Below are 20,541 nucleotides of genomic sequence, written 5' to 3'. Positions count from 1 at the left end.
AGGATTCGGCGGTGTCGACACGGCAGCCCGCTCCGGGATTCGAGCTCCTGCGATCCTCCCCGTTCGTCGAGCGGCTCGGCCCGATCTACCTGAACTCCGGACCGGGCGGCCCGGTCTTCGGTGCGGTGGTGGAGCACGGGCACACCAACACGATGGGCACCGCGCACGGTGGCTTCCTGGCCGCGCTGGTCGATCTCGCGACCGGCCGGGGGACCCGCCTTGTGCTCGGCGAGGCGACGACGGTCCGCACGGTGAGTGTGAACCTGGACTTCGTCGCCGGCGTCCAGGTGGGCAGCTGGATCGAGGCGGCGGTGACCGTGGAGCACAACGGCGGGCGCACGGTGTTCACCGCCTGCCGGATCACCGCCGACGGCACGCTCGTCGCGCGGGCCAACGTCATCCTCACCAAAGCCTGAGCCCGGCAAGGCCGAGGGGGTCAGCGGCCGAGCGGGGTCATGTCGGCATAGCGGTCGCCGACCGGCGGCTTGATCGCGTTGAGCCGGCTGACCTGCGCCGGAGTCAGCTCGATGGCGTCCGAGGCGACGTTCTCCTCGAGCCGGGTGACGCGCTTGGTGCCGGGGATCGGGGCGATGTCGTCGCCCTGGGCCAGCAGCCAGGCCAGTGCCACCTGCGCCGGCGTCGCGTCCGCCTCGCGCGCGACGGCCGTGACCTCGTCGACGATGCGCAGGTTCTGTTCGAAGTTGCCCGCCGCGAACCGGGGGTTGTTCGCCCGGAAGTCGTCCCGCGCGAACTGGTCGGTCGAGCGGATCGCGCCGGTCAGGAATCCCCGGCCGAGCGGGGAATACGCCACGAAGCCGATGCCGAGCTCGCGCACCAGGGGCAGGATCTCCGCCTCCGGATCGCGGGTCCACAGCGAGTACTCGGTCTGCAGCGCGGTGATCGGGTGCACGGCCTGGGCCCGGCGGATCGTCTCGGCACCCGCCTCGGAGAGCCCGATGTGCCGGATCTTGCCCTCGGCGACCAGCTCGGCGAGGGCGCCCACGGTGTCTTCGATCGGTGTGTTCGGGTCCACCCGGTGCTGGTAGTACAGGTCGACGTGGTCGGTGCCGAGTCGCTTCAGCGATCCCTCGAGCGCGGTCCGGATGTTCGCCGGCGAGCTGTCCAGCGCGTTGACCCCGGCGGCGTGGGAGATGAAGCCGAACTTCGTGGCCAGCACCACCTGGTCGCGGCACCCGGCGATGGCCCGGCCGACGAGCTCCTCGTTCAGGTACGGGCCGTAGATCTCGGCGGTGTCGAGAAGGGTGACCCCGAGGTCAAATGCCCGGTGGATGGTGCGGACTGCTTCGGAGTTGTCACTGTTCGCGCCCGTGTAGAAGGCGGACATCGACATCGCGCCGAGGCCGATGCGGGATACGTCCAGCCCACCCAACAAAATGTGCTTCATGGGTTCGACGCTAGGCGCGGGCCCACGCGGGCACGTCGGTGTGGTCCAACCTGGGTGCGGCGCACCCAGGTTCGCGCGCGAGTTCCGGCCTACCGTGGTGCCATGGAGAACCCGAACGTGCTGGGGACCTACCTGAAGGCGCGGCGTGCCCACGTCACGCCCGCCGAGGTCGGCCTGCCCCCTGGCGGGACCCGCCGGGTTCCCGGGCTGCGTCGGGAAGAGGTGGCGTCGCTGGCCGGGTTGAGCGTCGACTACTACGCCCGGCTGGAACAGGGCCGCGAGCTGCACCCGTCGGCGAGCGTGCTGAACGCGCTCGCCAGAGTCCTGTGCCTCGGCCCGGACGCCCAGCGCTACCTGTTCGCGATCGCCACCTCGGGTCCGAAGGTACCGCCGTCGCGCGGCCGCGTGCCGATCAGCGCGAACCTGCTCGAGCTCGTCGAGGAGTGGACCAACCACCCCGCGATGCTGGTCGACGACTGCCACAACGTGATTGCCGCGAACCAGCTCGGCAGGGCCATGTACGTCGGCCACCGGCACAGCGACAACCTGCTCAGGCTGCTCTTCCTGGATGACGACGCCCGGATCTTCTACCGCGAGTGGGGCAAGGTCGCCTCCGCGTCGGTCGCCGGTGTCCGGGCGGCCGCCAGCCGCGACCCGAACAACTCGCCCCTGATGGCGCTGGTCGGCGAGCTGACGGTGCGCAGCGAGGAGTTCCGCAAGCGGTGGGCGAAGGCGGAGGTCCGGGAGAAGACCTCCGGCGTGCTGCTCCTGCACCACCCGGTCGTCGGTGATCTCGACCTCAGCTACGAGACCCTGCGGCCGACCGGCACCCCCGAGCTGATGTTGAAGGTCTACCGGGCGGAGCGGGGCTCCGCGATGAGCGAGAAGCTCGCGATGCTGGGCAGCCTTACCGCCGACCGGAGTGTGCCCGTCGAGCTCGCGGCCGGGGATCGCGACCACTCCCAGCCGATGAGCCACCGCACGGCGAACGAAGGTGACCGCCGACCGAGGTAACCGGACCGATCTCTTTTTGAGAAATGACCGGGGCACCAGCTGGGGCAGCTTGTTCACCGTCCCCAGCGAACTGGTTTGCCCGTGTTGGAGTCCTCATGCGGTGGTTCTCGCTCGTCGGCGCCCGAGGCGCTCAGGTCGCGCGCGCGATGTTGTCCCTCGTGCTCGCGCTGCTGGTCAGGTTGGTGGTCGGCCCGTCCTCGTGCCTGGTGGCCCCGGCGCGCGGCAGCGTCCTTCTGTTCAGGGCCAGGGTGCGGCCGCACAATCTAGGTTGACATTCGAAACTCAGCCTCCGTAGTGTCCGGCCGTCGCGTTTGCGGACCCAAGCCGGGAGGCCACCGTGCCCATGCTCGACGTCTACGTCCCCGAGGGCGCACTCCGTCCTGAAGCCGAGGGCGCCCTGCTCGCCCGGTTGACCGACATCCTGATGGCCGCCGAGGGGTTCGACCCGGCGGACCCGGTGATGCGCGCCGTGTCCTGGGTGTTCCTGCACCGGCCGGTGACCACCTACGTGGCGGGGGTGCCCGCTGACGCGCCCCGGTACAAGGTCGTCGCCACCGTCCCGGAGGGGCAGCTCGACGACCGGAGCCGCGCCGAGGTGGTGGCCGACGTGACCGAGGCCGTACTCGACGCGGAGGAGGGCTCGCGGCCCCGCGACGTGGGGCGGGTGTGGGTGTTCCCGACCGAGATCCCGGACGGGCGGTGGGGTGGCAACGGGCGCATCGTGCGCCTCGCCGACATCCTGGCCCGGGAGACCGGCGCCGACGAGGCCCGCCGCACTGCCGAGAAGCGCATCGCCGCGAGCCGGGCGGACCGGTCTGGCATCCCCGGCTGAGCGAGGCTGAGCAACGCTGACCGAGGCTGAGCCGGGGAAGCCCGAGGTTGGTGCGTCGAGGGGGCGCCCCGGCTAGCCTGACGGGAGGAGGCGCCCATGGCACCGGAAACGATGTTGACCCCCTACGAGCGCAAGAGTTGGAAGAAGCTCCAACGCCAGCTCGAGTCCGACGGCTCTCGACGCGCCGGTGCGCGCTCCAGCTCGCGGAGCGTCGTCCTGGCCATGGCCGCGGTTGCCGTCCTGATGCTGCTCGCCTCGAGTGTGATCGGCGGCCCGGTGGCGGTTGCCGCTGTCGCGGTCTACCTCTGTCTGACCATGACGCTGTGGGGACTCGCCAGGCTTGTCTGGCGGACCTGACCCGGGGTGTCCCCGGTCGGGCTCACTGGCCGAACGTCTTCTTCAGCGCGGCGCTCATGGGCTTGGCGAGCAGGGCGCTGTACCTGCCCGGGGCGAGCCGGGTGATGATGTCGAGCGCCACGGTGTCCTTCCCGGTCAGTACCCGTGGCTTGCGCTTGAGGATGCCTTTGACCACCCCCGCCGCGACCACCTCGGGGAGGACCCCGGGAGCCTTGTCGAACGCCCGCTGCAGGGACTCCCGGTGCTCGGCGTCGATCACCGGAGAGTTGGTCATCAGCGCCGTCTTGGTGACCCCGGGCATCACCAGCGTCACCGTGACCGGGGAGCCGGCCAACTCCATCCGCAACGCCTCGGTGAAGCCGCGCACGGCGAACTTGCTGGTGCTGTAGCCGACCACGGCGGAAGGCGCCATCAGTCCGGTGTAGCTGCCGATGTTGACCAGGCTCGCCTCCGGCCGGGCGAGCAGGTCCGGCAGGAAGATCGAGGTGCCGTGGATCGCGCCCCACAGGTTGATGTCCAGGATGCGACGCACGTCGGACAGCGGGGTGTCCACGAAGTTCTTCGGCCCTGGTCCGATCCCGGCATTGTTGACCAGGATGTCGACCGCCGGGTGCGCGGCGAGCACCTCCTCCCGCAGGGTTCGGAACCCGGCCTCCGAGGCGACGTCCACCTGGTGCGCGCTGGCCCTGCCGCCGGCTGAGGTCACCTCCGCGACGACCCGTTTCGCGCTCTCCAGGTCGAGGTCGGCCACGGCGACGGTGGTGCCCCGCCCGGCCAGGTCGTGGGCGATGGCCCGGCCGATGCCGGACCCGCCGCCGGTCACCACGGCCACCTTGCCCCGCAGACTGCGCACCAGCTGTCTCCTTCGGTCCAGGCCGCTCCGCGCTCCACCGTGGAGTCGCCAGCATCCTCTTGGTCGGCTGCTCGACTATCGGGGTTTAGAGTAGTGTCCCGGGTCACTCTTGAGAAGTGGGCGCCAACTGCACACGCGGCGACCACCCAAGATTGCCGGCAGCCCCGGTTGCTGGCGCCTACTGGTCCGAGGGGGCCGGCCAGTGCAGGGCGGGCGTGCTCTCGGGCCGCTGTTCGGGCATCCCGGCCAGCGCATGCAGCGTCCGCAGGTAGGCCTGCCACACGCTGTCCGAGTCCGTCGGTCGGACCGCGGCGCGCAGCGACGCCAGTAGCCCGGGTTCGTACAGCTCGCGCAGCGCGCGCACCAGGTCGTCGACGTCGCCCGGGGTGCACACCAGCCCATCCACACCGTCCCTGACCACGTCGGGGAAGTTCCCGACCCGGGTCACCACGGTGGGCAGGCCGTGCCAGTGCGCGAGCGCGACCAGCTGCGAGGCGGTCGCCGTCCGGTACGGCAGGACGAGCGCGTCCGCCCCCGCGAACAGCTCGGGGATCCGCTCGGCCGGCAGGTACCGGGGGTGTACCTGGACGCGGTCCGCCAGTCCCAATCGGTCGATGAGGGCGCGCACCTCGGACTCGTTCTGGTAGAACTCGCCGACGATCGCGAGGTGGACGTCCTCGACGCGCGCCAGGGCCCGCAGCAGGATGTCGACGCCCTTGTAGTGCCGGACCTTGCCGAAGAACAGCAGCCTGCGGAGCGGGGGGCTCCCGAGCTGGCCGGGTTGCCGCGTTCCGTTCGGGAGGTGGGGTGGTAGGGCGGCGACCGCGACCGGCCGATCGGTGAGTCCCGCTAGTGCGTCGCGTTCCGCCGGGGTGTGCACCACGACCGCGTCCGCCGCGCGCATGAGCAGGGCGGCCAGTGGTCGGTCACCCGGCCGCGACTCGTGCGGCACGGCGTTGGCACAGATCACCACGACGTTGGCGTGCCGCCGGGCCAGTCGGGTGATCGCCCACAGCGCCGGTGCCTGCACGGTCGTATAGAAGATCAGGACGACGACCTCGGACTCCGCCGCGGCCCGCCGCCCCGCTCGCCACCAGTGCAGCGGGTTTCGCCAGGACAGCGGTTCCGGCTCGGTGGGGTAGATGCCGGACTCCGGGGCAGCGAGCGGGTACCGCTGCGCCGGCAGCAGCCGGGCGGGGCCCTGGCGTGACCAGGTGCGGAGCCGGACGTCATGGCCGGCCGCCGTCAGTCGGTGCGCCAGGTCTGTGGTGAGCAGCGGAATCCCTCCGCGCCACGGAAAGGCTGGCCCGATCAGCGTCATGCGCACTTCATCCACCGTACTCGATCGGCATTCTCGCTCGTCAATTCACGGGGAGGTCCCAATCCGGTATGTCGAGCGTGCCCGGCCAATCGCGGACCGAAAGGGCTTACTGGTGGTTGGATTGTCGGTCCGGACGACGAATGCACCTTTTTTCGGTATGGTCAGCATCCGCGCTCGGCGACCTTGGTTATCACTGGAACCGGGGGCTGGACAGGCGAGGGGCTGGTTTCCATGCTGGGTGGCTGGTGGCCGCGAGTGGCCGTGGCGGTGTGCTTGTTCGCCGTGGCCGGATGTGGCTCGCCGGCGCCGGCTCCAGCCGCGGCTCCGCCGGCCGTGCGGGCCAGCAATATCGGCGCGAACCCGTGCGCACTGCTGACCATCGGGCAGCAGCACCAGCGGGGGTTGAACCAGGGCGCGCAGCAACCCGCCACCGACGGGCTCAGCGAGGTGTCCTGCGTCTGGAGCTACGTGCCGGTGACCCCGGGCGACACCCTGACGGGCCGGGTGATCCGAGGCCCGCTCCCGGGCGCAACGCCGTCCTCGTCGATCGTCGGCCTGCCCACCTGGCAGTACGTGCCGGCGGGCATGGACCAGAAGACGTCCTGCATCTTCCTCGTCGATGTCGCCCCCGATGAGACGCTCTGGGTGCAGTACAGCAACACCAGCGGCGATCTTCCCGGCCTCAACCACGTGGTGGCCTGCCGGAAGGTCCAGAATGCGGCGGCCAACATGGTCAGCAGGTACCGCTCGCTGCCGAAGTAACGCACGCTCGGTCGGGGTGGGGAAGTTCGTAGATGATCGTGAAACTGCCACCACCGGGCGGGCCTTGATGTTCCGCGCCTCCCGAGACGTACACGGCGCCGTCGCCTTTGAGCGCGGCGAGCAGGCCGCCGACGGCGGCTCTGGCGTGCCGGGTCGAGTTGAGGTCGGAGTCGGTAAGCATGCAGTGCCGGTGACCGCGCACGGAACCCGACGGGTCGGCCTCTGCCTTGGCGAAGATCTGGCGCACGGTGCCGCCGCGCTTGGCCACTTCTTCCAGTACGGCGGCTACCGAGCCGATGTCCAGGGCATCGGCCATCTGACCGTGCAGCGCCCGCAGCGGATTGGCGGCCATGCTGCTTTCCGCGACGACCAGAACGTGACAGTCCTCCAGTTCGGCGCCGGAACTCGCCGACGCGCACGCCGAGGAGACCTCGGCCGCGCCGTCGAGCGCGTGCAGTGCCGTGGTGGTGTCGCATTCGCCGAGCGCGGCCGAGATGCCCAGTGAGCTGGCCGCCCGCGAGCGGCCCATCGACTCGTAGGTGTCGGTGGTCACCGGCTCGATCCCCTCGCGTTGCAGCGCGGTGATCTTGTCCGAGGTCAGTAGCGGGCATTTCACCAGTACGAGGTGCACGTCGGCGGCGGTCACGCCGAGCTCGGCGATCAGTGTGCTGACCGTGTCGGTCACCGCGCTGACCTGGGCCGGGCGGCCGACCTCCCCGGGCGCGAGCGTGCGGGTGCGCCCGGCAGCGGCGACCAGCCCCCGGTCGAAACCGGGGTAGCGCCGGTGATCCCGGACGAACAGGTTGACGTGCGGGCTGAGGACACCTTCCGTACCGCCGGAGAACACCGTCACCGCGGTATCCGGAAGCAGCGGTTCCCACGCCAGTGCGGCGAGACTGCGGCTGAAGTCGTTGACGCAGCCGTTGCCTTCGGTCTTCCCGATGACGGCAACGACGTCTTTCCCGCGGTGGCCGCGGGAGGTGAGGACGTCGAGGCCGGCGACGTCGGCGGGTCCGGCGCAGGGCACCGTGAGCAGGGTGACCGCCGACGACTCCGGCACCCGTCGCCGGCGGGTCCCGGGCTCGGCGTCGGCGTCGATCGTGTCGGTGACCATGGAGTTCTCCAGCCCGGAAGGGGACCGCGTGAACAGGTCGCCGCGCGGAGCCGGAGTCCCCGGCTCCTCAGTTGTATACGACCATGGTTTCCTTGGTGTATCGGAGCGGTCAATACCGATTGCGGGACCTAAGTCGTATACGACCTAGGTCTGATCGAAGGCATTGAGCAACTCCTCGTCCTTGCCGGTGTGCTCGCTCATCAGGTACCCGGCCTGGATCGGCGACCCGCCGAGGATCGCCTGGGCGATCGCCGCGTGATCGGCCCACGACTCGTCCGTGCGCGCTTCGAGATGCTGATCGAAGATCCAGGACACCCGGCGCAGTACTTGCCCGAGCATGATCTGCAGCTGGGTGTTACCCGAGGCCTCGGCGACGAGGGTATGGAACTGGATGATCAACGGCGGCAGCTCGTCGAGCGCGTGCATGCGGCCGGCGGCACGGCCGCGCTCCACGACGCGCGCGAGCTCGGCGGCGGCCTCCCCGCCGTTGCGCTGTGCGGCCAACTGCGCGGCCAGCACCTCCAGGCCCCGCCGAACCTGCATCAGCTCGAGCGCGTCGGCGCGCGAGGTTGCCGACACGGTGGCGCCCCGGTAGCGGACGAGGGTGACAAAGCCTTCGGTCTGCAACTGAGCGAGAGCCTCGCGGACCGGAACCCGGGAGACGCCGAACCGCGCACCGAGATCGTCCTCGATGAGCCGGTCTCCCGGTGCGAGACGACCAGCGAGGATGTCCTCGCGCACGGCATGCGCGATCGCTTCTCGCGGCGCGAGCTGGTGCGACTCCTCAGCGGCGTTCACACGCCCCGAGCGTAGATGAACAGGTCCAGGCGGCCGCGGCCGCTGACTTCGGTCGGTGCCGCGCCGCACTCGTGCCTGGGCGAGACTGCCCGGCAGAGTGGTTCAGGCGACGCGGCCAGCGGCAGTCAGGGAGCCGGTGAGGTCGAACACCCGGTCCAAACCGACCGCACTCAGCTGACGGAGCACCGCCGGGCCGGGGGCGATGAGGCGTAGCGGGATGCGCAGGGCCTGGCAACGGCCGAGCGTGGTCACGAGCACGCCGAGCCCCGTCGTGCCGAAGAAGGTGACCGCGACCAAGTCGACGACTACCGACGCGTGCGGGCCGGCGGTGTCGCATGCGGCGGAGAGGGCTTCCTCGAGCAGCGGTGCGGTGCTCATGTCCACCTCGCCACTGGCGCGCACGACGTGGACGTTGTCCTCTTGCCTCGTGGTGACAACCAGCAGTTCGTCGTTCATGTCGACGGCCTCCCAAGGACCCTGTTGCCGCGCGGATACCCGCAGCGGTCGAGGTCACGCGCGGCAATCCGGTGAACGCCAGATTTTTTTGGACCCGGTGATCCAGGCGATCGTCGATGGTTGGGCCCGCACGGAGGTGCGCCAGCTCGGGATCAATGCCGGCCGGGCAGGAAGTCCTCGATGTAGTCCTCGACCACTCGGTCGATGCTCTCGTCGAGCGGCAGGCCGAGCGCCTTGGCGCGGTCCCAGCTGGCGTCGGTGGCCCAGCCGTCGACGATCGCCTGGATCACCGGGTCGGGCTTGGTGATGATCGGTCCGAGGCGGATCCGATGCTTCTCGGCCACCCGCTTCACCGCCGCCACCATGTCCTCCACCGTGTAGGCCTGGCTCGGCAGGTTCACTGCCCGGTCGTCGCCCACCGCCGAGGCCGGCGCGTCATGCAGGCCGATGAAGCCGGCAACGCAGTTGCGGTAGCCGAGCATCGGCAGCTGTGCCCCGGTCACCGGCAGCACACATTCCACGCCGTTCAGCGGCTCGCGGAACACCCCGGAGCAGAAGCTGGAGGCGGCGGAGTTGGCCTTGCCGGGGCGGACGAAGATGGTCGGCAGCCGGGCTGTCCGGCCGTCGAAGAAGCCCTTGCGGCTGTAGTCGTTGATCAGCAGCTCAGTGATCGTCTTGGTGACGCCGTAGGTGGTCTGGCTGGTCTGCTTGGTCTCGTCGCCCACCGTCTTCGGCATCATCGAGCCGCCGAACACCGCGATCGAGCTGGCGGCGACCAGGCGCTGAGCCCCGCCCGCGCGGGCGCGCAGCGCCTCGAACACGTTCAGCGCGCCGTCGAGGTTGACCTTGAGGGCCAGGTCGAAATCCTGCTCGCCGCCACCCGACAGGATCGAGGCGAGATGGAACACCGAGATGTCGTCGCGGTCGACCAGACCGGTGACCGTGGCGCGGTCGGAGATGTCGCCGGTGACGATCGACACCCGGTCATCCAGCCCGTCCGGCCGATCCTCCGGTGCCGCCACGTCGAACAGGGTGATCGCGTCGATCGGCTCCGGAGCTCCCGAGATGCCGATGAGCGTGCCGCGCTCGAGCAGTGCCCGGGCCAGGTTCAGCCCGACGAAACCGAGACCACCGGTGATGAGGACCTTCATCCTGCGTTTCCCCTGATCCTGCCTGCGAGGTGTGCGAGGCGACCGTGATGTATGACTGATCAGGTCTAGCTCCCTCGCCCCGTCGCCGCAAGGAGAAAGGGCTCCCCGGCATCGCCCGGTTCCCGTGTCGGGGTACTTGGTGGTAAATCTGGACGGCTGCCGATCCGGGCGTCGTAGGGTGCGGTTCATGACCACCGAAGCCGCGCCGCTACTGCCGGAAACTCGCCGTGCCCTGTTGCACCGCGTCGCCGGCCGACCTGCTCGGCGACCGGTCGCGCCCGCACCCGGCGGGCCGACGTTTCCACTACTCCAACCCCGGGTTCGCGCTGCTCGGCGCCCTCGTTGAACGGTTGCGGGGCGGTCCTCGGCGCGGCGACCCTCGCCGAGATGCGTGAGCCGATGGCCGTGTCGCGCTCCGAGGACCTGGCCGGCGCCTGCGGGCTGGGTCTCCAGCTCGTGCACGACCACGGGCGCACCCTGTTCGGGCACGGCGGTTCCATGCCGGGCTTCGTGGCCGGCCTCTGGATCAGTGCGAGCGAACGGCTCGCCGGGATCGCCGTGTGCAACTCCACCTCCGGGCCGTCCGTCGCCGCCGACCTGGTGCGGATTGTCGCGGAGCGCGAACCGCGGCTCCCCGAGCCATGGCGGCCGCTGACCGCCGCGGACCCGGCGCTGCTGGCGCTGACCGGCCCCTGGTACTGGGGCACCCACTCCTATCTCCTGCGGGTGCTCGCCGACAGCGGTCTCGATCTGTCACCGCTCGGCGGGCTGGGCGGCCGACCGTCGCGGTTCCGGGCGGAGACGGATGGCACCTGGACGGGACTGGACGGTTACTTCGCGGGCGAGACGCTCCGGCTGGCGCAGGGCGGGGAGGTGCATCTGGACGTGGGTACCTTCGTGTTCACGCGGCAGCCGTACGAACCGGGCGATGCGGTGCCCGGCGGCGCGGACCCGGCGGGCTGGCGGGGCGTCGGCCCGGGCTGACCGCGGCAGAGCCGGCCGAGTCTGGCCGGACAGGCTCGTCGAGATCGACGAAGTTCTGGTTTTCGGGCCCGGGTTCCAGAATTTCGTCGACCTCGGAGTGCGTTCGCCTGGTGTTGACCGTCCCGTTCGGGCTCGGCCCTGCTCGAAGCCTTCCCGACCTCGCATGCCAGTGGAAGGGTCTGGTGCACCCGCCTCACTACCGCGGCGGATGACGAGAGGGGATGCTCGATGGGACGAGTCGAGGGCAAAGTCGCCTTCATCACCGGTGCGGCGCGGGGGCAGGGGCGCTCACACGCCCTGCGGCTCGCGCAGGAGGGCGCGGACATCATCGCGGTGGACATCTGCGACCAGATGGACACGGTGCCCTTCCCGATGGCTACGCCGGAGGACCTGACCGAGACGGTCAAACTCGTGGAGAGCCTGGACCGGCGGATCGTCAGCCGGCAGGCCGACGTGCGCGATCTCGCCGCACTGGAAGGGGTGGTGGCCGAGGGCATCGCCGAACTCGGCCGGCTGGACATCGTCTGCGCCAACGCCGGCATCGCCAGCATGCAGGCTTGTTGGGAGTTCAGCGAGCGGCAGTGGCAGGACGTGCTCGACGTCAACCTCACCGGGGTCTGGAAGACGGTCAAGGCGGCCATCCCGCCGATGATCCAGCAGGGCACCGGCGGCTCGATCATCCTGACCAGCTCCATGGCGGGTCTGTTCGGTTTTCCCAACATCGGCGCCTACAACTCGGCCAAGCACGGGGTGACCGGGCTGATGCGCACGCTCGCGGTCGAGCTCGCCCCGCACAGCATCCGGTGCAACTCGCTGCACCCGGGTGTGGTGAACACCGACATGGTCCACAACCCGGCGTTCTACGAGCTCGCCGGGGTGCCGGGGGCCACCCGCGCCGAAGCCGAGCTGGCGTTCACGTCGTTGAACGCCCTACCCGTCTCGCAGGTGGAGGCGGTCGACATCAGCAACGTGGTGCTCTGGCTGGCCTCCGAGGAGTCCCGCTACGTCACCGGCACCACCCAGGTCATCGATGCCGGCGCGACGGCTCCGTTCAAGGTTCCGCACACCTGAGTCACGATCAGCGGTGTGACGGCGATGCGGCCGACAGTCATCGGGCTCCATACGTCGCCTGCATGCACACCGATGTGGCGCTGTGCACGTAGGGCCCGAAGCGTGCCACCTCAACGAACCCGTGCCGCCGATAGAAGGCGATCGCCGCCCGTTGCTTGTCGCCTGTCTCGAGTCGCAGGAGATCGGTGCCGGCATCGTGGGCGTAAACGATCAAGGCGGTGATCAGGGCGTCGGCGACGCCAGTGCCGCGGTGCTCGGGCGCGACGAAGAACCGCTTCAGTTCGCCGATGCCGCCCTCTTGCAGCTCGACGCCCCCGAGCCCGGCGAGTCGGCCAGCGACACGAACTCCGACCAGGTGCACCCGACTCTGCTCGAGCTGTGCAACCGAGTAGCCGAACGTCTCATGTACCGCGTAGCCACCGAGCGCCAGCTCCGAGGTCAACGCGTCCAACAGGGCGACCGCCTCCGGATCGCGGGCATCCACCGGCACAGCGAGGAGGCCGGGCCTTGCGTCGTCCACGGTCCAGACGCTAACCGATCGCACAGGTCAGAACCCAGGCACTCGGGAACCCGCGGTGAGGGTTCGCCGGCGGAAGATCGAGTTTGGCTCGCCGGCGCGGTGGACCGAAGATGAGGGGATGGACGCCGTGCGGCGATTTGCCGAGCTGGTCAGTCAGCCGGACCCGCCGCTGGACCGCGCCGCGCTCGTGCTGGCCGCCGGCGCCGACCCCAACCTGGACATCGAGCACTGGCTGGCAGAGCTGGATCGGCTCGCCGAGGGCGTCACTGATCTCGACGGCCTGCTGCACCGGCTGTTTGTCCAGGAGCGCTTCACCGGTAACACCCGCAACTACTACGACCCGCGCAATTCGTTGCTACCCCACGTCCTGACCCGCCGGCTGGGAATCCCGATCACACTCGCCGTCGTCTGCATGGAGGTCGGGCGTCGAGCCGGCGTGCCGATCGACGGGGTCGGCATGCCGGGGCACTTCCTGGTCCGGCCGGTCGGGAGCGACGTCCTGTTCGACGTGTTCGACGGCGGCGCCGAGCTGACGTCGGCGGCCTGCGAGTCGCGGTTCCGAGAACTGGGCGGTACCGGACCCTTCGGCCGGCATCTGTTGGAGGCGACGACAACCCGGGCGATTCTGGTGCGAATGCTGGAGAACCTGCGAGCCGTGTTCCGCACACTGCGTCGTCCGGCCGGAACCGAGTGGATCCTGCGGATGCGACTCACCCTGCCGGGCGCGGGCCTCGCCGAGCAGCTGGAGCTGGCGCAGGCGCTGGGCAGCCAGGCGAAATGGATCGAGGGGGCTCGGACTCTCGAGGCCCTGGTGCCGGCGGCGCAACCGGAGTTGGCGCAACGGCTGGCGATCGCGGCGCGATCGCTACGCGCAAACCTCAACTAGCCGGACTGTCACCATCACGTGGTCCCGACCTCGATGACGACCTTGCCGATCACATGCCCGTCCTCGACCAGTGCCAGAGCGTCCCCGGCCTTGTCGAGCGGGAAGACGTGGGTGACGTGCGGGGTGAGTGCGCCCTCCGCAACGAGCCCGACGAGCCCGCGCAGTACCCCGGAACTTCTGTCGCGCACGACCTCGCGGCCGCCCAGCCGCTTCACCAGGTCCTTGTCCGCAACCGACAACACCTGGACCGGGTCGGCGGGCAGAGTGGACACCACGCGCAGCGCGTCCCCGCCGACCAGGTCGAACACGGCGTCGATGTCCCCGCGAGCCGCCTCACGGATCCTGTCGAGCACGCCGTCGCCGTAGGTCACCGGCGTTGCCCCGAACGAGGAGATCAGGGCGTGCTTGGCCGGGCTCGCCGTGCCGATCACCCGCAAGCCGGCCGCGCGGGCCAGCTGCACGGTGGCGAGGCCGACTCCTCCGCCGGCACCGTTGACGAGCAGGGTCGCCCCACGGGGCAGGCCGAGGTTGGTCAGGGCGTCGAAGGCCGTCCCCGCCGCCACGGGTAGAACGGCCGCGTCGTGGGGTGACACCGACGACGGGCGGTGCGCCGCGAACGGTGCCTGGACGAGCGCGTACTCCGCCCAGCCGCCCACCATCCCGGGACAGCCGCCGAACACCTCGTCACCGGCGGTGAAGCCCTGGACACCTGGCCCCACGCGCTCCACGACCCCGGCGACCTCGCGGCCCAGCACCGCCGGGCCGGCAGTGCCGTAGGCCCCCTCCCGCAGCCGCCAGTCACCGGGGTTCACCCCAGCCGACCGCACCTGGACGAGAAGCTCCCCGGGGCCCGGCACCGGAACGGGTACGTCCAGGAAGGCCTGCTTCTCCGGACCTCCGACCTCGACGAATCCGTACGCGCGCATCCCGTCTCCCTCCGGCCCGGTTCGAATCTAGACCTCCGCCGCGCACCGAGTGACGAGCGGTGATCCAGTCCGGGGTGGCGCTCCGGTGGCCGGAGGCTAATGCCCACCAGGTATCAACCGACCCGGAATAGGTCTTGGACGGGCATGCCTACACCGGCGACGGATTCACCACGGCCTCGGCGGCGGCCCGCGACTGGTTCCTGGAGCACCTGCCCGCCCGCTGACGCACGTCCACCGCACTAGGGACTGGGGAGCGATCGCGGTAGCCCGAACGAGGGCAGCACGCTGTTCTCGAAGCGGGTCATGGCGCTGATCCGGTCGCCGGTGAGGGTGAGAACGTAGAGGCCGGTTCCGTGGCGGATGCCGGTCGGGGAGCGCAGGTAGGCTCCGAACGCCGGTTGACCATTGGCTCGGGTGGGGATGAGGTCGAACCTCCGACCCGCGCGGAAGATGCTGGCGCAGAAGCGCGCCACGACGTCTCGGCCCTGGTATTCGAACGGCATCGGTGGCATCGACATGAAGACGTCGTCGGTCAGAAGGGTCACCAGCGCGGCGAGATCGGCGGATTGCCAGGCGCGGACGAATCTCGCCACGATCGCATCCTCGGCGGGTGAGTCGGCGACGGGCGGCGGTTCGCGGTCCCGGTCGGGGGCAGTCGGTGCCGCAGGCTGGCGCGCGCTCGTTTGAGGGCGCTTTTGACCGCCTCGACGGTCGAGTCGAGCAGGTCGGCCACCTCGTCGGCGGGGAATCCGAGAACGTCGCGCAGGATGAGCACGGCGAGCTGACGAGGTGGCAGGAGCTGAAGGGCGGTCACGAAGGCCAGTGAGATGGCTTCGGTCTGCTCGTAGCGGACCTCCGGGCCGAGCGGCGTGTCGATGACAGCCTCGAGCGGAGCTGGAATGCCTCCGGGGAATGGCTCGAGCCAGACGACCTCGCCGAGCCGGGTCGGCTCAGGTGGTTCAACATTGGGCAGGTCCCAGTCCTTGGCCGGGCGTCGGCTGGCCGAGCGGCGCGCGTTGAGGCACCGGTTGGTGGCGATCCGGTAGAGCCAGGTTCGCAGCGAGGCGCGTCCCTCGAACCCCCCGAAGCCTTGCCAGGCGGCCAGCAGCGTGTCCTGCAGGGCATCCTCGGCATCCTGGAACGATCCGAGCATCCGGTAGCAGTGCACCTGCAGCTCCCGGCGGTGCGGCTCGGTCAGCTCCCGGAACGCCTCGCCGTCCCCGGCCCGCGCCCGGGACATCAGGTCGCCGGCTAACACCCTCGCGTCACCTTCTCCCCGCGCCTTGTGCCGCTTCCATCGTGTACAGACACCGACCGAAGGGCGAACGGGTCGGTTGGCGGGCGCCACTTTCGCGATGTCGCGGTGTCTCTATCAGTGGCAGCTGACAACGCCAACCGAGGAGAACCAAGATGGGGAAGATCATCGTCAGCGAGAACGTCTCGCTCGATGGAGTCGTCCAGGACCCGACCGGTGAGGAGGGCTTCGGGCGCGGTGGCTGGTTCCGTCAGCTGGGGGACAAGGACCGCGCAGCGTGGGCCGAGCTCGAGCTCCAGGAGGCACTGGGTGCCGAGGCCCTGCTGCTCGGTCGGCGGAGCGACGCGTGGTTCGCCGCGCGGTGGCTGTCCCGGAGTGGCGCGTGGGCGGACAGGTTGAACAACCTGCCGAAGTACGTCGTGTCCTCGACCCTCGACGTGCCGAGGTGGAGCAACTCGACGGTCCTCAAGGGCGATGTGGTGAAGGAGGTCCTGACGCTGAAGCGGGAGCTGGCCGGCGACATCGTCGTCTACGCCAGCATCCAGCTCGTCCACACGCTCATGGAGCACGACCTCGTCGACGAGCTGCGGCTGACCGTGTACCCGGTCGTGCTCGGGGCCGGCGAGCGCCTCTTCGGCGGGATCAGCGAGACAAAACCCATGCGCCTCGTCGACACCCGCACCGTCGGTGACGGCCTTGCCCACCTCACCTACCAACCCGTTCCGCGGAACGGGTTGGTGCCGGTGGTGGATGGATGAATTCGGCGCGCTCAGCGAGGCGTTCCGGCCGGGTCGGCGGCTATGCACAGGACCTGGTGGTGCAGGGGCGGGACTGGTCCTTCGATCCCGGCGCGATTACCGCACCGGTCCTGATCCTGCACGGCGAGGCCGACACCCTCGTCCCGCTGGCCCACCCGCGCCACACCGCCGAAATGATCAAGACGGCGCGGCTGTTGACGCGTCCCGAGCAGGGACACATCAGTCTCCTGCTCGAACTCCCGGGGCTGGCCGCCGAGCTCGTCGCGCCGCTGCGCTGACCTGCATCGGTCGAACTCAGTTGGCGCCGGCCACGGGGGCGGCTTCGAGCCGCGGTCGCCCACAAACCTCGATCATGTCCGGGTACCTGGCTAGTGAACCATCGGCTTGTCAGCACCGGCGGCGACCCGTCCGGAGAATCAGCCCGGACTCAGGGCTCCACGGCTCGGTGACCGCGGTCCGCCTCGATCTCCAGGAGGGCGCGCAGCGGAGCACTGATCGTGGGGGTCTTCCGCCAGACCAGGATCTTCTTGTAGTGAATGGCCGGTCGGAGGGGGACCACGGTGACGCCCGGGGGGCCGATCAGCGCTGGGTCTGATCCGGCGGAGAGGGCCACGCCGATCCGCTCGGCGGCGAGGGCGACCTGGAGCGGGACGTCGTTGCTGGCGTGACGGACGTTCAGGGCCATTCCCTTGGCCTCGAATGCCGCGCTGATCAGCGGCCACAACCCGCTCTCGGTGTTGTAGGTGATGACTGGCTGCCGACAGATGTCGTCGAAGGTCAGTTTCGCCTTGCCGGCGAGTTCGGTTCCAGTGGCCAATACGGCCACGATGGTGTCTGCCAGCACGGTCCGTGCGCTGATTCCGGCGGGCAGTTCGGGTGGTGCGGCGATGACGGCAGCGTCGAGTTGGCCGGTGACCACCCGGTGCAGTAGCGGCGCGCTGGTGCCGTCGGTGAGGCGCACCGCGACGCCGGGGTGGCGGCGGTTGTAGGTACCCATCACCTTGGGCAGGAAGGTGGCCTGCATGCCGGCCACCGTGCCCAGGTTCAGCTCGCCGCTGAGCAGCCCGGCGCGGGCGGCGAACTCGGCCGAGGCCTTGGCGGCCACCGCGAGGCACTCCCGGGCGTAGGGCAGCAGCGCCCGCCCGCCCGGTGTCAGCGCCACGCATCGCGGCAGGCGTTCGAAGAGGCGCTCGCCCAGTTCTCGTTCAAGGCCCTGGATCTGTTGGCTGATCGCGGGTTGCACGATGTGGCAACGCGCCGCGCCTTTGGTGAACGAGCCCTCCTCGGCTACCGCGACGAAGTACTCCAGCGTTCGCAACTCCATCTCGACACGTTATCAACAGATCTGATAGGTACGAGTGCATAGATGTATTGGACCTATGGCAGCGGTCGGAGCCAGAGTGGAGGAACGCCTCACCCATGGCCGCAACCCGCCGCTGAAGGAGCCGAATCCCGATGTCCCAGCCGACGACTCGCGCGCTGCCCACCATCGGGCTTGAGTGGCATCTCATCGGCAGGCCGCGAGGCTGGCCGACGCCCGCGGACTTCGCGTTGCGTGAGGCCGCCCTCGCCAGGCCCGGTCCTGGACAGGCGTTGGTGCACAACCTCTACTTTTCGGTCGATCCGTACATGCGGCGCCGGATGGACCACGTGGAGTCCTACGTGCCGCCATTCCGGCTCGACCACCCGATGGACGGCGGCGCGATCGGTGTCGTGCTCGCCTCCGAGGCCGACGGGCTCACGGTCGGCGACCACGTGCGGCACGGGTTGGGCTGGCGGGAGTACGCCGTGGTGGACGCGCAGACCGTGACGGTGCTCGACCCGACGGCCGCGCCGCTGTCGGCCCACCTCGGCGTGCTCGGAAACACCGGCCTGACCGCCTACGCGGGCCTGCTGCGGCTGGCCGGGGTCAAGCCGGGCGAGGTGGTCTTCGTGTCCGGGGCGGCCGGAGCCGTGGGCAGCACGGCCGGGCAGATCGCCAAGCTCATGGGTGCCGCCAGAGTGATCGGCTCCGCGGGGTCCGATGAGAAGACCAAGCTGCTGGTCGGCGAGTTCGGCTTCGACGCGGCGATCAACTACCGCACCGGGCCGATCGTCGAGCAACTGCGCCACGCCGCGCCCGACGGCATCGACGTCTATTTCGACAATGTCGGCGGCGACCACCTGGAAGCGGCCATCGACTCCTTGAACTCGCACGGTCGAGTCGTCCTGTGCGGAATGAGCGCCCAGTACAACGACACCGCGGCAGCCACCGCGCCGCGCAACCTGCTGCTCGCAATCAACAAGCGCCTCCGCCTGGAAGGCATGATTGTCAGCGATCATCTCGATCTTCGCGAGCAGTTCGTGCGTGAGGCCGTCAGCTGGATCCGCGAGGACAAACTGCGGTACCGGGAGACCGTCGTGGCCGGGATGGAGCACGGTGTGGACGCCTTCCTGGGCATGCTGCGGGGCGAGAACACCGGCAAGATGGTCGTCAGGCTCGACGCCTAGGCGTACTCGGCGTGCCAGATCGAGGAACGGGACCGATGGGAACTGGTGTGCGCGGTTATGAGTACGTGGTGGTGGGCGCTGGCACCGCGGGTTGCGTGCTCGCGGCACGGCTGTCGGAGGACGGCGCGCGGGTGTTGCTGCTCGAGGCGGGTGGCGCGCGGGCGCTGAAGTCGATGGCGATACCGCCGGCGTGGCCCAGCCTGATGGGATCCACCGCCGACTGGGCCGATCAAACCGTGCCTCAGCAAGGCACCGGCACCTGCGTGGCCTGGCCGCGTGGCCGCGGGCTGGGCGGCTCCTCGTCCATCAACGCGATGAACTTCGTGCGCGGGCATCGAGCCAGCTACGACGCGTGGGTCACGGCCGGTGCGAAGGGCTGGGGGTTTGACGACCTGCTGCCGTCCTTCAAGCGAAGCGAACATACCGAAGGTCGCGATCCCGAGCTGCGCGGTGTCGGTGGCCCGCTCACGCCTGGCCCCGCCGTCCACCGCCATCCCATTGCGGAAGCCGGGCTGGAGGCAGCCGGGCAAGCCGGTTACCCGATTGCGCGGGACATCAGCGGCGGCCTGGAAGAAGGCTTCGGTTGGTGCGACCTGAGCATCGTGGACGGCACGCGCCAAAGCGCGGCGGATGCCTATCTCGCCCCGATCCTGAGTCGGCGAAACCTGGATGTGGTCACCGACGCGCTGGTAGATCGGGTGCTGATGGACGGCGACCGGTGCAGGGGAGTGGAGTATCGCGTGGGCGCCGAGACGTTCGTCGCTGAATGTACGGGCGAGGTCGTGCTCGCGGCGGGCACCGTCGGCACCCCGCAACTGCTGATGCTGTCCGGGATCGGGCCGGCGGATCATCTGGAAGACCTCGGTATCGAGGTAGTTGCGGACCTGCCCGGCGTCGGGGCGAACCTGCACGACCATCCCATGTGCGGTGTGGTCTATCAATCCGCCCAGCCGGTGCCGCACGGGACCAACAACCACGGCGAGGTCCAAGGCCTGCTGAGCACCGGTATAGGCGGGCACGGCCCAGATGTGCAGATCATGTTCGTCGACGTTCCGCTGCGCGCGGACGGACTGCCGGGCCCTGCCATCGAGGATGGCTACGCCATCATGGTGTCGCTCATGTCGCCGTTCAGTCGCGGTTCGCTCCGTTTGGCCAGCAAGACCCCGGGTGCACCCCCGGTGATTGATCCCGCGTACTACACCGACCAGCGTGACCTCGACATCGTGGTTGCCGGACTCCGCATCGCCCGCGAGATCGGCGCCGCGCCCGCATTGGCGCCCTGGTGCGGATTGGAAGCACTACCCGGACCGGAGGTGCGGGGCGAGGAGAATCTGCGTAGCTACGCCAGGACCAACATCAGGAGCTACTCGCACTATGCCGGGACCTGCGCTATCGGCACCGATGAGCGGTCCGTGGTCGACATCAGTCTCCAGGTGCACGGCATCAGCAACCTCAGAGTTGCCGATGCGTCAGTGATGCCCTCGCCAATCTCCGCCAACACCAACGCAACTGTCTACGCGATTGCTGAACGAGCGGCGGAACTCATCCGTTCGTAGCCGACGATGTTCGACCCCTGGCGGTCGCTCAG

At 69.6% G+C, this 20,541-nt stretch carries 25 protein-coding genes; 13 read left to right on the top strand and 12 right to left on the bottom strand.

The annotated features are described in order from the left end of the window. Window positions 1-11 precede the first annotated feature (11 nt). A complete protein-coding gene (locus ACTXG6_RS44995) occupies window positions 12-416 on the top strand; it encodes a PaaI family thioesterase (RefSeq protein ID WP_445185405.1) in 405 nt (134 codons plus the stop codon). Window positions 417-436: 20 nt separating this feature from the next. Here the strand turns inward: ACTXG6_RS44995 and ACTXG6_RS44990 are convergent, their stop codons facing one another. Next, a complete protein-coding gene (locus ACTXG6_RS44990) occupies window positions 437-1,405 on the bottom strand; it encodes an aldo/keto reductase (protein WP_445185404.1) in 969 nt (322 codons plus the stop codon). Window positions 1,406-1,507: 102 nt separating this feature from the next. On the opposite strand from ACTXG6_RS44990, the gene ACTXG6_RS44985 reads away from it, so the two are divergent. The 4 genes from ACTXG6_RS44985 (at window position 1,508) to ACTXG6_RS44970 (ending at window position 3,608) form a co-directional block, all read left to right on the top strand. Beyond that, entirely contained in the window at window positions 1,508-2,419 is a 912-nt protein-coding gene (locus ACTXG6_RS44985; RefSeq protein WP_445185403.1) for a helix-turn-helix domain-containing protein, read from the top strand. 95 nt (window positions 2,420-2,514) lie between these two features. After that, window positions 2,515-2,691 (top strand): hypothetical protein, encoded by a 177-nt coding sequence (locus ACTXG6_RS44980; protein ID WP_445185402.1) that lies wholly within the window; start codon window positions 2,515-2,517, stop codon window positions 2,689-2,691. 65 nt (window positions 2,692-2,756) lie between these two features. Then, a complete protein-coding gene (locus tag ACTXG6_RS44975; protein WP_445185401.1) occupies window positions 2,757-3,251 on the top strand; it encodes a hypothetical protein in 495 nt (164 codons plus the stop codon). Window positions 3,252-3,347: 96 nt separating this feature from the next. Further along, entirely contained in the window at window positions 3,348-3,608 is a 261-nt protein-coding gene (locus ACTXG6_RS44970) for a hypothetical protein (protein ID WP_445185400.1), read from the top strand. Window positions 3,609-3,630: 22 nt separating this feature from the next. On the opposite strand, the gene ACTXG6_RS44965 is transcribed toward ACTXG6_RS44970, so the two are convergent. Beyond that, on the bottom strand, window positions 3,631-4,461 hold the full coding sequence (locus ACTXG6_RS44965; protein ID WP_445185399.1) for an SDR family NAD(P)-dependent oxidoreductase: 831 nt from the start codon (window positions 4,459-4,461) through the stop codon (window positions 3,631-3,633). Between the two features lie 178 nt (window positions 4,462-4,639). Continuing rightward, window positions 4,640-5,782: a glycosyltransferase family 4 protein gene (locus ACTXG6_RS44960; protein WP_445185398.1), complete on the bottom strand. Its 1,143-nt coding sequence runs from the start codon at window positions 5,780-5,782 to the stop codon at window positions 4,640-4,642. A gap of 333 nt (window positions 5,783-6,115) precedes the next feature. Between ACTXG6_RS44960 and ACTXG6_RS44955 the strand changes: the two genes are divergently transcribed. Beyond that, the gene (locus ACTXG6_RS44955) at window positions 6,116-6,544 is read left to right on the top strand and encodes a hypothetical protein (protein ID WP_445185397.1); all 429 of its coding nucleotides are present in this window, start codon (window positions 6,116-6,118) and stop codon (window positions 6,542-6,544) included. On the opposite strand, the gene ACTXG6_RS44950 is transcribed toward ACTXG6_RS44955, so the two are convergent. From ACTXG6_RS44950 to denD, 4 genes are all read right to left on the bottom strand, one after another. Continuing rightward, window positions 6,516-7,658 carry a ring-opening amidohydrolase gene (locus ACTXG6_RS44950; protein WP_445185396.1) on the bottom strand — a complete coding sequence of 381 codons (1,143 nt, stop codon included), beginning with the start codon at window positions 7,656-7,658 and terminating at the stop codon, window positions 6,516-6,518. The two genes, ACTXG6_RS44955 and ACTXG6_RS44950, sit on opposite strands and share 29 nt — an antisense overlap. A 144-nt stretch (window positions 7,659-7,802) precedes the next feature. Next, complete coding sequence (locus tag ACTXG6_RS44945) at window positions 7,803-8,525, bottom strand: GntR family transcriptional regulator (protein ID WP_445185395.1); 723 nt, start codon at window positions 8,523-8,525, stop codon at window positions 7,803-7,805. Window positions 8,526-8,558: 33 nt separating this feature from the next. After that, a complete protein-coding gene (locus ACTXG6_RS44940) occupies window positions 8,559-8,912 on the bottom strand; it encodes an STAS domain-containing protein (protein ID WP_445185394.1) in 354 nt (117 codons plus the stop codon). A gap of 152 nt (window positions 8,913-9,064) precedes the next feature. Continuing rightward, window positions 9,065-10,063, bottom strand: coding sequence for a D-erythronate dehydrogenase (denD, locus tag ACTXG6_RS44935; RefSeq protein ID WP_445185393.1), 999 nt, complete (start codon window positions 10,061-10,063; stop codon window positions 9,065-9,067). Between the two features lie 387 nt (window positions 10,064-10,450). Here denD and ACTXG6_RS44930 point away from each other — a divergent pair, with 387 nt between their 5' ends. Continuing rightward, a complete protein-coding gene (locus ACTXG6_RS44930) occupies window positions 10,451-11,047 on the top strand; it encodes a DUF7586 domain-containing protein (RefSeq protein WP_445185392.1) in 597 nt (198 codons plus the stop codon). Window positions 11,048-11,275: 228 nt separating this feature from the next. Further along, window positions 11,276-12,118 (top strand): mycofactocin-coupled SDR family oxidoreductase, encoded by an 843-nt coding sequence (locus tag ACTXG6_RS44925; RefSeq protein WP_445185391.1) that lies wholly within the window; start codon window positions 11,276-11,278, stop codon window positions 12,116-12,118. Window positions 12,119-12,155: 37 nt separating this feature from the next. Here ACTXG6_RS44925 and ACTXG6_RS44920 read toward each other — a convergent pair whose 3' ends face one another. Then, window positions 12,156-12,638 carry a GNAT family N-acetyltransferase gene (locus tag ACTXG6_RS44920; RefSeq protein ID WP_445185390.1) on the bottom strand — a complete coding sequence of 161 codons (483 nt, stop codon included), beginning with the start codon at window positions 12,636-12,638 and terminating at the stop codon, window positions 12,156-12,158. A 118-nt stretch (window positions 12,639-12,756) separates the two neighbouring features. Between ACTXG6_RS44920 and ACTXG6_RS44915 the strand changes: the two genes are divergently transcribed. Further along, window positions 12,757-13,524, top strand: coding sequence for a transglutaminase family protein (locus tag ACTXG6_RS44915; RefSeq protein ID WP_445185389.1), 768 nt, complete (start codon window positions 12,757-12,759; stop codon window positions 13,522-13,524). 14 nt (window positions 13,525-13,538) lie between these two features. On the opposite strand, the gene ACTXG6_RS44910 is transcribed toward ACTXG6_RS44915, so the two are convergent. From ACTXG6_RS44910 to ACTXG6_RS44900, 3 genes are all read right to left on the bottom strand, one after another. Continuing rightward, complete coding sequence (locus tag ACTXG6_RS44910; RefSeq protein ID WP_445185388.1) at window positions 13,539-14,450, bottom strand: NADP-dependent oxidoreductase; 912 nt, start codon at window positions 14,448-14,450, stop codon at window positions 13,539-13,541. 239 nt (window positions 14,451-14,689) lie between these two features. Continuing rightward, window positions 14,690-15,043 carry a nuclear transport factor 2 family protein gene (locus ACTXG6_RS44905; RefSeq protein WP_445185387.1) on the bottom strand — a complete coding sequence of 118 codons (354 nt, stop codon included), beginning with the start codon at window positions 15,041-15,043 and terminating at the stop codon, window positions 14,690-14,692. After that, a complete protein-coding gene (locus ACTXG6_RS44900) occupies window positions 14,992-15,708 on the bottom strand; it encodes an RNA polymerase subunit sigma-70 (RefSeq protein WP_445185386.1) in 717 nt (238 codons plus the stop codon). The genes ACTXG6_RS44905 and ACTXG6_RS44900 overlap by 52 nt, the downstream gene beginning before the upstream one ends. A gap of 152 nt (window positions 15,709-15,860) precedes the next feature. Here ACTXG6_RS44900 and ACTXG6_RS44895 point away from each other — a divergent pair, with 152 nt between their 5' ends. Together ACTXG6_RS44895 and ACTXG6_RS44890 are read left to right on the top strand one after the other, a co-directional pair. Then, window positions 15,861-16,463, top strand: a complete 603-nt coding sequence (locus tag ACTXG6_RS44895; protein ID WP_445185385.1) for a dihydrofolate reductase family protein — start codon at window positions 15,861-15,863, stop codon at window positions 16,461-16,463. Next, window positions 16,460-16,741, top strand: coding sequence for an alpha/beta fold hydrolase (locus ACTXG6_RS44890; RefSeq protein WP_445185384.1), 282 nt, complete (start codon window positions 16,460-16,462; stop codon window positions 16,739-16,741). The genes ACTXG6_RS44895 and ACTXG6_RS44890 overlap by 4 nt, the downstream gene beginning before the upstream one ends. A gap of 149 nt (window positions 16,742-16,890) precedes the next feature. On the opposite strand, the gene ACTXG6_RS44885 is transcribed toward ACTXG6_RS44890, so the two are convergent. Beyond that, window positions 16,891-17,787 (bottom strand): LysR family transcriptional regulator, encoded by an 897-nt coding sequence (locus ACTXG6_RS44885; RefSeq protein WP_445185383.1) that lies wholly within the window; start codon window positions 17,785-17,787, stop codon window positions 16,891-16,893. A gap of 131 nt (window positions 17,788-17,918) precedes the next feature. Here ACTXG6_RS44885 and ACTXG6_RS44880 point away from each other — a divergent pair, with 131 nt between their 5' ends. Further along, window positions 17,919-18,953 carry an NADP-dependent oxidoreductase gene (locus tag ACTXG6_RS44880; RefSeq protein ID WP_445185382.1) on the top strand — a complete coding sequence of 345 codons (1,035 nt, stop codon included), beginning with the start codon at window positions 17,919-17,921 and terminating at the stop codon, window positions 18,951-18,953. A gap of 47 nt (window positions 18,954-19,000) precedes the next feature. Beyond that, window positions 19,001-20,509: a GMC family oxidoreductase gene (locus ACTXG6_RS44875; RefSeq protein WP_445185381.1), complete on the top strand. Its 1,509-nt coding sequence runs from the start codon at window positions 19,001-19,003 to the stop codon at window positions 20,507-20,509. Window positions 20,510-20,541: the final 32 nt, after the last annotated feature.

The organism is Pseudonocardia sp. Cha107L01, from assembly GCF_052566575.1.
This window is presented reverse-complemented; position numbering and strand designations above follow the sequence as displayed.